This is a genomic window from Kitasatospora purpeofusca, assembly GCF_042691725.1.
In the GTDB taxonomy this organism is placed as follows: Bacteria; Actinomycetota; Actinomycetes; order Streptomycetales; family Streptomycetaceae; genus Kitasatospora; species Kitasatospora purpeofusca_B.
The window spans coordinates 8,225,444-8,238,123 of record NZ_CP170483.1 but is presented as its reverse complement, the minus strand read 5'-3'; the positions used below and the strand labels follow the sequence as shown (position 1 = coordinate 8,238,123).

The following is a 12,680-nucleotide window of genomic DNA, read 5'->3' as shown; positions in this document are numbered from 1 at the left end:
CACCTCGATCACGCGTGTCCGGGCCGGGCCCGCGGCGGGTCAGAGCACGGCCAGGGCCTGCTCCAGATCGGCCCAGAGGTCCTCGGGGTGCTCGATGCCGACGGAGAGCCGTACCGTGCCCGGGCCGATGCCGGCGGCGGTCAGCTCGGCGTCGGACAGCTGGCGGTGGGAGGTGCTGGCCGGGTGCAGCACCAGGGTGTGCACGCCGCCCAGCGAGGGGGCGAGCGAGGCGAGGCGGACCGCGCCCACGAAGGCCCGGGCGGCCTCCCGCCCGCCGGTCAGGTCGAAGGCGAACACCCCGCCCTGGCCGTCCGGAAGCAGCCGGCGGGCCAGATCGTGGTCGGGGTGGCCGGGCAGCCCCGGGTGGTGCACGACCGCGACCGCCGGGTGGGCGGCGAGCCGCCCGGCCAGGTCGAGCGCGACCTCGTTGTGCCGGCGCATCCGCAGGCCCAGCGTCTGCATCCCGCGCAGGGTCAGCCAGGCGGCGAACGGGTCGAGCGCCGCGCCCTGTTCCACCGCGTGGTGCCAGACCCGGCGGTGCAGTTCCGGGTCGGCGAAGACCGCGAGCCCGGCCAGCACGTCGGAGTGGCCGCCGAGGTACTTGGTGGCCGAGTGGATCACGATGTCGGCGCCGTGCTCGATCGGGCGGCAGAGCAGCGGCGTGGTGAAGGTGTTGTCCACCACGCTCAGGACACCGGCCTCGCGGGCCACGCCGATCAGCGCCGGCAGGTCGGTGACGCGGGCGGTGGGGTTGGAGACGGTCTCCAGGTGCAGCAGCCTGGTGGTCGGCCGCAGGGCGGCCCGCACCTCCTTCGGGTCGTCGCCGCTCACCTGGGTGACCGTCACGCCCCAGCGCGCCGCCAGATCGGCGAGCGCCGCGAACGTGCCGCCGTACAGGCGCCGCTGGGCGATCACGTGGTCGCCGGAGCGGAGCAGCGCGAGCAGCACGGTGGTGATCGCGCCCATGCCGGAGGAGGCGGCCAGCGCACCGCTGCCGCCCTCCAGGTCGGCCACCGCGCGCTCCAGCGAGCGGACCGTCGGATTGCCGTGCCGGCTGTAGAGGAACGCCCGGTCGGGGCTGCCGAAGGCCTCCGCGAGCGTGTCGCTGTCGGGGAAGGCGAAGACGTGGCCCTGGTGCAGCGGCGTGCCCAGCGGGCGGCTGCCGGTCACCTCCTCGACGGGCGGGTGGACGATCCGGCTCTCGGGGCGCAGCTCGCGGCGGTGGTCGCTCATACCGCCATGGTGGCCCGGCCGCCGAGGCCGGAACAGGGCCAATCCCACTCGGGTGGCCCTGGTGTCCGTCAGCTGCGGTCGTCCCCGGCCCGGTCGTCCCCGGCCCGCTCGGCCCGGCGCCGCCGCCAGAGCACGAACGGCACGGCCGCGGCCAGCGCGGCGGCCTCCGGCGCGGCCGGCCCGGCGGGCTCGACCGGCCGGTCCCCGCCCGGGAGCGCTGCGCCGGACGCCAGGCCCTTCTGGTCGAAGGTGTCCGGCACCGGCAGGGTGTCCCAGCGCGACAGCGGCCAGGCGATCACGAAGGCCCGGCCGATCACGTTCTTCACCGGGACGAACCCGCCGCCCGGCTCGTTGACGTGGAAGCGCGAGTCGCGCGAGTCGTTGCGGTGGTCGCCCATCACCCACAGGTGGTCCTCGGGGACGGTCACCACCCCGACCGGCGCGTCGTCGCACGGCGTCGCACCCGGGAACAGGTACGGCTCGTCCAGCGCCACCCCGTTGACCTTGACCGGACTGCCCTGCCGGCACTCGACCGTGTCTCCGCCGACCGCGATCACCCGCTTGATCAGGTCCTTCTCGTTGTCGGACGGCAGCAGGCCCACGGCGCCGAGCACCGTGCGGACGCCCTCGACGAGGCCGTTGCCCTTCTGCCGCGGCAGCACGTCCAGCCAGCCGCCGGGGTCCTTGAAGACGACCACCTCGCCGCGCTCCGGCTCGGCGCCGAACCACGGGGTGAGCTTGTCGACCAGGACGCGGTCGTTCTTCTCCAGCGTGTGCTGCATCGAGCCGGAGGGGATGGAGAACGCCTGGACGAAGAAGGTCTTGATGCCCAGTGAGAGCACCAGGGCGATGCCGATCAGGATCGGCAGCTCCTGCCAGAGCGGCCGCTTCTTCTTCGCCGCCTTCCGGCTCCCGCCGTCACCCTCACCGGTGCCGTCCGCCGCACCGGCGGTGTCCTCACCGTCCGTGCCGCCCGCGCCACCCGCGCCGGCCTCGTCGGCCTTCCCGAGCGCGTCCGGCGCCGCGAGGCCGACCGGGCCCACCGCACCGCCCGGCGCTCCTGGACCGCCCGCCGGGCCGGTGCCCGCACCGGCCTCACCGCTGCCCGTCGAACCCGCGCTCTCCTCGATGCTCATCCCTGGCCCCCTCCGGACGGCCCGGCGGGCCCCGCGGCGGGGCCCCCCGTTGTCAGCTAACGAACGGTGGTTCCCGCCGACCCGTCAGAACGTACACCCGCGGCCCCTCCTGTCCTACGGCGTCCCTCCCGCCGTCCGTCCCGCCCCACGCCGACGCGCCTACGCCGTCCCGCCGCCGAGCATGATCCGCGCGACCAGCTCACGGCGGCTGGCCACCCCCGCCTTGGCGAACACCGACTTCAGGTGGTCCTGCACCGTGTAGGGCTTCATCGCCAGCAGCCGCGACACGTCCCGGGTGTCGCACCCGCGCACCAGCAGCAGCGCCACCTCCTGCTCACGCGCCGTCAGCCCGTACGCGCAAAGGTAGAGCGGCATCGCGTCGGCGGGCGTGGCCGGGGCCGCCACGACCGTCACCTCGCCCTCGCTGCCGCCCTTCAGCGCCGAGCCGTGCAGCACGTACCAGCGGCCGTCGCCGTCCTGCACCCGGATCTTCGACTGCGGCACGGCCAGGCAGCGCGCCGCCCGGCGGGCCTGTTCGGCGGCCACCGCGAACGCCGTCGGCACGCCCAGCGAGGTCCGGCTCGGGTCGGCCAGCCGGCCCAGCAGTTCCTCCGCCGGGCCGGAGAGCGCGAGCGGCCGGTTCCCCGGGCCGAGCACCACCACGGCCGGGCCCTCGTCCCCCGGCCCACCGCCCGGCTCCGCCTCCCAACGGCCGTCCCCGGCGACCGGCGGCACGTGGCAGGCCCGCAGCGCGTTGCCCAGGTGGCGCGCGGCCAGGTCCGCGAACTCCCGCTGCTGGGCCAGGAACGGCCCCCGGTCGGCCGCCCGCATGAACGCCGCGCAGCCCCACATCCCGCCGTGCGCGTCGAACACCGCCCGCAGTTCGTCGCCGAACCCGGCCGGGCCGATCAGCTCCCGGAACCGCACGCTGTCCGCCGGCCGGCCACCGGTCGCCCGGCTGAGCGTCTCCGCGCGGACGCCGCTGCGCCGGATCGCGGGGAAGGTCGTCAGGTCGTCCGCCCACACCTCCAGGTGCACGGCCGCCTCGAAGCCCGCGAGGCTGAGGTCGTCGCTCAGCACCGAGGTCACCAACCCGGTCGCCGGGTCCGCCGAGTGCCAGCAGACCGCGTCGTACTCCAGGACCGTGCGCAGCAGTTCGTCGGCTCTGCGGAACACCTTCTCGGCCGTCAGCCCCGCTCCGGCCAGTTCCCGGAGCCCCTCGATCGCCTGTTGCGCCGCCACCCCACGTGCTCCACGTGATCCCATGGTTCGGGAAATTAGCAGGCACACCGACCACCGGCCCATGCGCCGACAGGCGGATCCGTCCTCCGTCTCCAGACGGGTCCCGTCCACACCGCCTCATCCTCATGAAGGTCCGACCCACCCGCGACAGCGCCGCCGCGGGCCTTGACACCGGCGTCCGCCGTCCCACCTCAAGTCGGCTCCGGATCGGAGTCGCTCGCCCTCCAACTCACCGGCGCCCTGGCCGGCCTGGCCCTCGCCCTCCTGCCACCCGGCCCGCCCCGCTGGGTCCTCGGCGCCACCGCCCTCGCCGCGGCGGCCCTGCTCTGGACGGGCCGCCCCGCACGCACCGCCCCGACCGGCCCTCAAAGCCAGTCGCGGCGCTTGAAGATCAGATAGAGGCTGGCGTCCTGCAGTGGCTGCTGCCTTAACTGCACTCATCCAGGCCCCCGACCGACCTCCGGCTTCGCCGCCCGCGCCTCGCCTGTTCGTCCCCCGCGCCATGGGGACCCGGAAGCGGGCAGACCGGTGATGCAACGGACGCTCCAAATCTCTGGTGCTAGCAGTGCGCCGGGTCGGTGGACAGGTCGTTGCGCTGGCGGCGATGGAGAGCGACGGCATGGTGCCGCCGACGCGAGTGCTCATCGCCTCGTGAACACCGTTCGGTGCCACCTCAGCCGATAGGACCACCAGTGCGGCGGCGCATGCTCACCACATCGGGGACCTACTGGTCCGCGCCCACACCCAGGCCGCCTCATCGGTGTGCCGGTCCGCGATTCTCGACTTAAAGGTCCTAACAAAGGCGTTGGACATGCCTGTGAGTGATCAGGCAGGTGGCGAGGCCGAGGAAGCCTTCGTGGATGTCGTCGCGCCGTTCCCAGCGGATCCGCAGGCGACGGAAGCCGTGGAGCCAGGCGATAGTGCGCTCGACGACCCAGCGGTGGACGCCAAGTCCTGATCCGTGGGGCACTCCGCGTCGGGCGATCACCGGCTTGATGCCCTGCTTCCACACCAGGCGCCGGTACTTGTCGTGGTCGTAGCCCCGGTCGGCGAGCAGGAGGTCCGGTCTGCGCCGTGGCCGGCCGACGAGGCCGGCCACGGCGGGGACCTTCGCGAGCAGAGGAAGCAGCTGGGTGACGTCGTTGCGGTTGCCGCCGGTCAGCGACACCGCGAGCGGGATGCCCTGCCCGTCGACGAGGACGTGGTGCTTGCTGCCCGGTCGCGCGCGGTCGACCGGGCTCGGTCCACTTTTGGGCGCCGTCGGGCGGCCCGGACGTGGCTGGAGTCGATCACCGCCCTGGACCAGTCGAGCTGTCCGGCCGCCCTCAGCTTTCGCAGCAGGACCAGGTGGAGCCGGTCCCACACGCCAGCCTCGTTCCAGGCCGCGAGTCGCCGCCAGCAGGTCATGCCAGAGCCGAAGCCGAGCTCCTGCGGCAGGTACTCCCACTGGATGCCCGTGTGCAGCACGAACAGGATCCCGCACAAGGCCTGCCGGTCCGGCACCCGAGGGCGCCCCGGCTTGAGCTTCGGCGGCTCCGATGGAAGCAACGGCTCGATCAGTCCCCACAGTTCGTCCGACACGATCCACGGACGAGAGATCCTCTTCCCCACGCACCGACTAACGAGCAGCACGACCAGCAGTCACGCTCGCAGCGGTTTCTGTTAGGACCTTTTACTGGCTGAACTGCTGCTCAGAGGAGCCCACGGTGTAGCCGAAGCGATCGGCAGATCGGACCGCGGCGTCCCCTACCAAATGGAGCGTGGCGGGATTCCGGCTGTGCGCCGCCGTGCGCCCCAGGGTGCGTTCCGTGCACCTGCGGTCCGAGCGGCAATGCGGACCGCCACACCGAAGGCCTGATGTGCTGTACATATGATCCACGCTTCGAACACGAATGGACACGTACCGCCCCTCGGCACCCTGACGCCTGGGGCTCGCGCAGCCTTCGCTCGGCTCGGAACTCGGCGCACCTTTGCGGCGGGGGACGTACTGATCAACGAGGGCGACCACGCCCACGAGCTCCTGGTGATCCATGAGGGAATGGTGAAGGTAACCGCCCGACTCGACGGCGACCGGGCGTCTCTCTTGGACATCAAAATCGCCGGAGATGTGGTAGGCGAGATTGCGACGATTGACCACGGACCGAGATCGGCAACGGTCACTGCCTGTGGTGACGTAGTCGCCACCGTCGTGCCGAGACACGAACTGTGGCCGTTCCTCCACTCCGACCCTGAGGCGCTGGCCCTCCTCATGAAGGTGTTCTGCAGCCGGCTGCGCCGGTCTGACCGCTGGCGTCTGGAGTTCGCCGGGTACCCGGTCCTGGTGCGGCTGGCCCGCGTGCTCGTCGAACTGGCGATGTCGTACGGCCGACGGGAATGGAACGCGGTGCGCATCGACGTGAACCTCTCCCAGTCCGAGTTCGCCGCCCTCACTGGGTCCACGACCCACACTGTGCACAAGATGCTGGCCCAACTGCGCAGGGACGGGCTCATCAACACCGGCGAGAGGCAGACCTACGTGCGGGACCTGCCCCGACTGTGCCAGGTGGCCCGGCTGAGCATGCCGGCTTTCTGAAGGCACGGCTACAACTCCGCATTAATACGGATTTCTTCAACGACGCTGGGCCCTCCCGCACAGTTGGCGTGCACCGCACCAACAAACGCTGGAAGGTAGCAACTGTCATGAACGACATCTCCTCCCCTCATGCCCTGCACAACATCCCGCACCGTCGGCTGTGCCTGGCGGCGGACATGGCCCAGTACAGCCGTCTCGACACTCGGGCACAGTCGGCCGCTCAGGCCGACCTGGCCCGGTTGTTGGACGAGGCGGCGCTGCTGACCGGCCTGGACCGCGCGGCTTGGGCCCGCCAGCCGCAAGGCGACATGGAGCTCGCCGTCCTCCCCGATTCCACATCGGAAGCCGAGGTACTCGGTCCCTTTGTGAACCACCTGACGGCCGGCCTCAGCGAACTCAACACCTGTCCGACCGTCCCACGCATCAGGCTCCGGTTGGCCGTCGACACCGGGATCGCGGCAGACGCCGCCCTCGGCTACGCCGGACCCGCGCCGGTGGCCGTGGCACGCTACGTGAACGCTCCACAGGTGAAGGCCGTACTGGCAGCCCTCACCTCGGCTGATCTCGCCCTCATCGTGTCGGATCGGCTGTACCAGGACGTCGTGCGGTATGGGCATCCCGGTCTCGACCCGGCACAGTACGTTCGCGTACACGTACAGGTCAAGGAATTCGAGGGCTACGGCTGGATCCATGTGCCGGGCCACGGGCCGGACCGCGTGCGCCCGGTCCTGGAAGGAATGGCTACGCCACTGCCGTCAGCGGCCGCCCCCGCCACGTATCGAAGGAAGCTCTCCCAGTACGTTCACCACGGCGTCGCCGTTGGCCGGGACGTCAGCGGTGGTCTGAGTGTCAGTCTGCCCACGATGCCCTCGTCGGCCAGCCCCTGGCAACCCAGGTGACCGCCCCGCTCCGCCCCGAAGCGGACAGCACTCAGTTGGCCGACATCGGGGTGAACGTCGGCCACAACATGTACGGCGACATCCACCTTCACTCCCCTGCCGCTGCAGCCGGACCACCCCAGTTCCGGTCCAAGGCGGTGAGCCCGATCTCGATGAAGAGCCACGCGGCCGTGCGGTCGGCGATGACTGCCCTTTGGGTCGCCTGCCAGCGAGCCGCCGCAGTGTTGTCGTACGTCGACCTCTTGGGGTCGGAGAGGAGAAGCGATGACCTGGACTGACCCGGGCGGTGCGTTCGCCCAGATCGGGCAAGCCCTCGTCGAGGCACCTGAAGGTCTACGGCGGCCACTCACTATCCGTGTGGACAACCGACCGGTACGGCTGTCCCTGGACGAGTGCCGGAACGCCCTGTACGGGCCGGGACGCAACGAAAGTCTTCGGACGGCAATCTGGCGCCAGGCAGTCTCGGAGGCCCGGCGAGAGCCTCGCAACGGGGCCGGCACCGGACGCCTGCTCGTCGTCTGGCTGGCGGTCCCCGGCCTGTACCGCAATCTCTACCGAATCCTACGCCAGTCAAGAGTCGAACGCGCCGACCTCGAGGCCGAGGCCGTACTTGCCCTGCTCACAGCCATTGACACCGGGGAGCCGGACGGCCCGGACACGGGCGGTCACATGATCAAGGAGGCGGTCAATCAGATGTGGGCCTACGCCAACCGCACTAGGAGGGAGGTACCCGTCATCGACGTCGCCCGCTTTGCCGAATCCCGCAACGCCACGGCGTTCCAGGATGAACCACGGCATCCGGCCGAAGAGTGGCAACTGCATCTCACTCCCCTGCCACGGCATGACGGGTTGGCCGCGACCCTGCGCTTCACGGAATCACCCACTCGACGCGAAGGGGAGCGGGTCGGAGCACTCGCGTACTGCGCGGGCTTGCCCGACATCGTTTTCCGGGCCCGCCGTCACGAGGAAGCGGAACTCATCGGCACCCTGGTACTGCACCCCGCAGGAGCCCGACGATGAGCGCCCGGTCCGGCCCGCCCCTGGGCTTCGCAGAGGCCTTCGACCTACCCCTGAGCGTGGACCTGCGTACCGCTGCCCGGGCCTTCGGAATCTGTCCCGGTACGGCGTACAAACTGATCCGCATCGGTGGCTTCCCTTGCCCCGTATTGCGTGTCGGCAGGCACTATCGCATCCCGACCGCGCACCTGCTGCGCTCCCTCGGCATCGAGGAGCGGCCGGTGTACGCCGTCGATCTTGAAGCCGGCGCAGGACACGCCGCCCTGCTCGATGGCACCCACCCTCAGACAACGGAGGACCTCACATGAACACGTCGCAAGCTCCCCGGCGCGAGTCCGACCGGCCCCGTATGTGCTTCGTCGTCGGGCCCATCGGTGATCGCTACGCCCCGCATGGCACCCCCGAGCGTGAGGCATACGAGCACCATCTCGGAGTATTCGAACAGGTAATCGCCCCTGCCTGCGAGAAGTACGACATCACCGCTGTGCGTGCGGATGGCATCGCACATGCGGGTGACATCAACGAGCAGATCTGTCGGCATGTCATCGATTCCGACCTTGTCATCGCCGACGTCAGCGGCGGCAATCCCAACGTGATGTACGAGCTGGGCCTACGTCACATCATCGGCAAGCCGACGATCCACATCGGCGAGGCAGGGCAGTTGCCCTTCGACATCGCCTCGATCAGGACGATCCGGTATCAACGGGCGCGCAGCCACTTGGCCGGTGCGCGGCGCGAGATCGAGAGCGCCCTCGAAGTAGGGATTCGGGACGGCTTCGAACTCCTCACCCCGGCACGGGTAGTGCGAGCACTCGAGACCTCCGATGGGCAGTTGCCATCCCAGCAGAACCCGGGCCCGGAGGACGAAGACGACGAGAACCTGCCGGGCCTGCTTGACGACTTCGTCGCAATCGAAGACGGGCTGGAGGCGATGGCCGCTCAGCTGGGTGCGATTACAAAGACGATCGAGACCATCGGGACGCTGACCGAACAGAGCAACGTCGAGATCACCGATCTCACCCAGGCGAACGCCCCGGCGAGCGCACGGCTTGCCGCTGTGATCCGCTACGCGGAGTTGCTCAGCGCACCGGCCGGGGAAATGAACACCATCGCGGCGGCCTTCGCGGAGCAGATGGCCACCATGGACAGCGGTATGAGAGCTGCGCTGGGCCTCATCGAGGTGACGCCGCCCAGCGAACGGGACGCCGGAACGAACGAATTCTTGGATCAGCTCATCGCACTGGACGAGTCCGCTCAGACAGGACTGTCACAGATCGGTTCTCTCGGCACGTCTGCGGAGGACCTGGTTCGTTTGAGCCGGCACCTCCGCAAGCCAGTGAGGGACATTTCCGCCGCGGTGAAGCAGATGACCTCTGCCGTCGTCTGTATGGGGGAATGGGCGGGCAAGGCCCGGGATCTGCACGGCACCACTGAGTGAAACTGCCCGACCGGGACCCGGGCCTCTGCGGTCCGGGTCCCTACGCCATGGCTGCTCAAGCAGTGGCCGACACTGCAGGTGCCCCGGTCGGGTGCCCAATCACCGCCGCTCGCTCTCCCCACGATCTGGACTCGACCGCGCACGTCGTTTGCCGTTGCGCTGTTGATCGGCGAGACGGACTCATCGGCTACAGCCAGTCGCGGCGCTTGAAGATCAGGTAGAGGCTGGTGCAGACCAGCGCCATCAGGGCGATGGCGAAGGGGTAGCCGAAGGCCCAGTGCAGCTCGGGCATCGTGTCGAAGTTCATGCCGTAGACGGTGCCGATCAGGGTCGGGGCGAAGAGGATGGCCGCCCAGGAGGAGATCTTCTTGATCTCGTCGTTCTGGGCGTGGCCGGCCTCGGCGAGCTGCTTCATCTCCTCGTTCTGCCGCTGCGAGACCAGGGTGGCGTTGACGGTGAGGATGTTCTGCAGCATCTGGCGGAAGCCGTCGACCCGCTCGGCGGCGTAGGTGGCGTGGTCGGCGACGTCGCGCAGGTAGCGCTGGAGCTCCTCGTCGGTGCCGTACTTGCCGAAGCCGGCCTCCAGGCTGCGCATGATCTCCAGCAGCGGCCGGGTGGCGCGCTGGAACTCGATGACCTCGCGGGAGAGTTCGTAGATGCGCCGGGACACCTGCGGGTCGCCGCCGAACACCTCGGTCTCGATCTCGTCGATGTCGTGCTGGAGGCCCGCGATGACCGGGGCGTAGCCGTCGACGACGGCGTCGAGCACCGCGTAGAGCACGGCCTCGGGGCCGAGCGCCAGCAGCTCCGGGTCGGCCTCCAGGCGGCGGCGGACGGCGGAGAGGTCGGGGGCCTGGGAGTGGCGCACGGTGAGGACGAAGTCGGGGCCCACGAAGAGGTGGATCTCGCCGAAGTCGACCTCCTCCACGTCGTCCAGGTAGCGGGCGGCGCGCAGCACCACGAACAGGGTGTCGCCGTAGCGCTCCAGCTTGGGGCGCTGGTGGGCGACGATGGCGTCCTCGACGGCCAGTTCGTGCAGGTTGAACCGCTCGGCGGCCTCCAGCAGCTGGGACTCGGCGGGGCGGTAGAGGCCGATCCAGGCCATGGTGCCGGGCTTGCCCGGCAGCTCGCGGTAGACGTCGGCCAGGTTGGTGGCCGACTGCACGCGGTGGCCGTCGCGGTAGACGGCCGCGTCGACGACGGAGCGCTCCAGGCTCACCGGCTCGACCGGCTGGTCCGGGCGCGGGTCCATCGAGTGCTCGGGGGCTGGCTGGACGGCCGTGCCGGCCGGGGGGACGGGACGGGTGAAGGGACGCTTGCTCGCGCGCACAGCGCGCACACGCCAGTCGGACATGACGGGGTACCTCCGCGGTTCGGTGGCCGCCGCACCCGGGAACAGGGCAGGTCGCGGGGTGCGGGGCGGGCGGGAGGCGCCCGGCCGTCCTCCACCGCGCACGGCGCCCGGGCCGCGCACGGCCGCGCCGGGTCAGCGGCGGGCGGTGCGGCGGCGGGGGTCGGGAGCCGTACGGGAGGAGGGGTGCCGGGTGCCGGGAAGGGTGGGGGACGACGTCCTGGGGCGGGGCCGACTTCGACCCGGACTACCACTGCACTCCATTGCTCCCACCTCCTCGCCGTCGGGGCGCCCGCGCGGGGTCGCCGTGACCGGGCAGCCAGGAGGCTCCACACCGTCGAGCGGGCACGCACGGGCGCCGCGACGACGGGTGGGCACCCCTGAATCTCGTCAGAGCTTTGGCACGCCACGGCGTAGCGCCCCGGGATTCCGGGGTGCAGCCACTTGGGGTCACCCCTTAGGCCGGGGAGACCTGTCCTGACCCTGGGCGTCTCTCGACGTCGTGGGGTCAGTGGCCTGTGTCCATGGCGACGCCTCACCGAACGAGGTGCCTTCACAACCTCCACGAGTCTAGTACCCGCCGGAGGGTTCCTTCGACCGGGGGTCCGGCAGTGAGCCGCCCGGGGGCGCGCGCCGGTGACGGGCGCCCGGCGCGCACGTGGCTGACGCCACGTCAACTCCGCGGCGCGGAAGGCAGTCAGTCGGCGGGTGCCAGGTGGGCCGCCACGTACGGCACGGCGACCGCCTCCAGCGCGCCGGGCGAGCCGAACGCGGGGTGGACGTTGACCTCGAAGACCACACCGCCGCTCTCCGCCGCGAGGTCGACGGCGGCGAACGGCAGGCCGACGGCCCCGGTGGCCGCCACCGCCAGTTCCGCCAGCCCGGCGGGCAGCTCCGCGAGCGGCAGCGGGGTGGAGACGGCGCCCCGGGCGAGGTTGCAGGGCTCGTCCGGGTCGTCCTGCACGTGCTCGACGGCGCGCAGCGCCCGCCCGTCGAGCACGGTCACCCGGTACTGGTGGCGGCGGCCGTCCGCGGTGAAGTTGCGGGCATCCCGGGCGAGCAGCCAGTCGGTGCCGGTCCGCGCGTAGCGGTCGGCCGCCTCGGCGAGCTGGGCGTAGGTGGTGAGGTGGAAGACGTCCTGCCCGCTCATCCCGACGGCCGGGCGGGCCCAGACGTCGCCGCCGAGCCGGTCGAACACCTCGGCGGCCTCGGCGGCGGTGGGCCGGGAGAGCGTGACGGTGGGCATCTGGCGGACGCCGTCGCGGGCGAAGCGCTCGACGGTGAGCCGCTTGTCGCTGGCCGTGCGCCAGCCGTCGACGGCGGTGCCGAGCGAGCGGACGCCGTGCTCGCGCAAGCCCCGTTGGAGGTCGGCGAGCTCCAGGCGCCGGTGCGGCGGTATCTCGTAGAGGATCACCGCCCCGGCGGTCGGTGCGAGGCCCTCGGCGGGGACCTCCAGGGTGACCCCGCCATCGGCGCCGCGCACCCGGCCGCCGCCGGCCGGTCCGGCCGGACCGCCGCTCATGAAGTGCCGCGCGTCGAGCAGCACCGGCGCCCGTCCGGTGAGCCGGCGCACGGCGGCGGCCAGCGCCTCCCGGCTGCCTTCGTTCGAGCTGTGATCGGTCATCAGAACGAGCTCGCTGCGCCCCATGGAGCCATGGAACATGTCGCGGACATGCCCGGGCAAGGCCTTCCGGGAATTCCGTCCCCCGGGAAATACGAATGCGCCCGCCGGGCACCGCGGGTTAACCTCGGCGCCATGTCGACGCCCCGCATCTCCTAGCTGACGGACCCG

Annotated in this window: 12 protein-coding genes and 1 riboswitch; of the genes, 6 read left to right on the top strand and 6 right to left on the bottom strand. The window is 71.1% G+C overall.

Translation table 11 applies throughout. The annotated features are described in order from the left end of the window. Positions 1-39 precede the first annotated feature (39 nt). From ACFCLZ_RS35540 to ACFCLZ_RS35525, 4 genes are all read right to left on the bottom strand, one after another. Positions 40-1,233 (bottom strand): trans-sulfuration enzyme family protein, encoded by a 1,194-nt coding sequence (locus ACFCLZ_RS35540; protein WP_380282025.1) that lies wholly within the window; start codon positions 1,231-1,233, stop codon positions 40-42. Positions 1,234-1,301: 68 nt separating this feature from the next. Beyond that, positions 1,302-2,369, bottom strand: a complete 1,068-nt coding sequence (gene lepB, locus ACFCLZ_RS35535; RefSeq protein WP_380282024.1) for a signal peptidase I — start codon at positions 2,367-2,369, stop codon at positions 1,302-1,304. A 159-nt stretch (positions 2,370-2,528) separates the two neighbouring features. Beyond that, positions 2,529-3,611, bottom strand: coding sequence for a helix-turn-helix transcriptional regulator (locus ACFCLZ_RS35530; RefSeq protein ID WP_380282023.1), 1,083 nt, complete (start codon positions 3,609-3,611; stop codon positions 2,529-2,531). 793 nt (positions 3,612-4,404) lie between these two features. Next, a protein-coding gene (locus tag ACFCLZ_RS35525) for an IS5 family transposase (protein WP_380286382.1) occupies positions 4,405-5,210 on the bottom strand; the annotation gives its coding sequence in 2 pieces (ribosomal slippage) (positions 4,405-4,874 and positions 4,874-5,210; 807 coding nt in all). Between the two features lie 271 nt (positions 5,211-5,481). Between ACFCLZ_RS35525 and ACFCLZ_RS35520 the strand changes: the two genes are divergently transcribed. The 6 genes from ACFCLZ_RS35520 (at position 5,482) to ACFCLZ_RS35495 (ending at position 9,537) form a co-directional block, all read left to right on the top strand. Continuing rightward, positions 5,482-6,183, top strand: coding sequence for a Crp/Fnr family transcriptional regulator (locus ACFCLZ_RS35520; RefSeq protein WP_380282022.1), 702 nt, complete (start codon positions 5,482-5,484; stop codon positions 6,181-6,183). A 107-nt stretch (positions 6,184-6,290) separates the two neighbouring features. Beyond that, a complete protein-coding gene (locus ACFCLZ_RS35515; RefSeq protein ID WP_380282021.1) occupies positions 6,291-7,082 on the top strand; it encodes a hypothetical protein in 792 nt (263 codons plus the stop codon). 35 nt (positions 7,083-7,117) lie between these two features. Further along, positions 7,118-7,360: a hypothetical protein gene (locus tag ACFCLZ_RS35510; protein WP_380282020.1), complete on the top strand. Its 243-nt coding sequence runs from the start codon at positions 7,118-7,120 to the stop codon at positions 7,358-7,360. Beyond that, on the top strand, positions 7,347-8,102 hold the full coding sequence (locus tag ACFCLZ_RS35505; RefSeq protein ID WP_380282019.1) for a hypothetical protein: 756 nt from the start codon (positions 7,347-7,349) through the stop codon (positions 8,100-8,102). Before ACFCLZ_RS35510 ends, ACFCLZ_RS35505 begins: the two co-directional genes overlap by 14 nt. Next, positions 8,099-8,407, top strand: a complete 309-nt coding sequence (locus ACFCLZ_RS35500; protein ID WP_380282018.1) for a helix-turn-helix domain-containing protein — start codon at positions 8,099-8,101, stop codon at positions 8,405-8,407. Before ACFCLZ_RS35505 ends, ACFCLZ_RS35500 begins: the two co-directional genes overlap by 4 nt. Continuing rightward, positions 8,404-9,537, top strand: coding sequence for a hypothetical protein (locus tag ACFCLZ_RS35495; protein ID WP_380282017.1), 1,134 nt, complete (start codon positions 8,404-8,406; stop codon positions 9,535-9,537). Before ACFCLZ_RS35500 ends, ACFCLZ_RS35495 begins: the two co-directional genes overlap by 4 nt. 187 nt (positions 9,538-9,724) lie before the next feature. Here the strand turns inward: ACFCLZ_RS35495 and ACFCLZ_RS35490 are convergent, their stop codons facing one another. Both ACFCLZ_RS35490 and ACFCLZ_RS35485 read right to left on the bottom strand, forming a co-directional pair. Continuing rightward, positions 9,725-10,891, bottom strand: coding sequence for a magnesium and cobalt transport protein CorA (locus ACFCLZ_RS35490; protein WP_380282016.1), 1,167 nt, complete (start codon positions 10,889-10,891; stop codon positions 9,725-9,727). Between the two features lie 368 nt (positions 10,892-11,259). Further along, positions 11,260-11,442, bottom strand: a riboswitch (M-box (ykoK) riboswitch). A 143-nt stretch (positions 11,443-11,585) separates the two neighbouring features. Continuing rightward, the gene (locus ACFCLZ_RS35485; protein WP_380282015.1) at positions 11,586-12,536 is read right to left on the bottom strand and encodes a RimK family alpha-L-glutamate ligase; all 951 of its coding nucleotides are present in this window, start codon (positions 12,534-12,536) and stop codon (positions 11,586-11,588) included. Positions 12,537-12,680 lie beyond the last annotated feature (144 nt).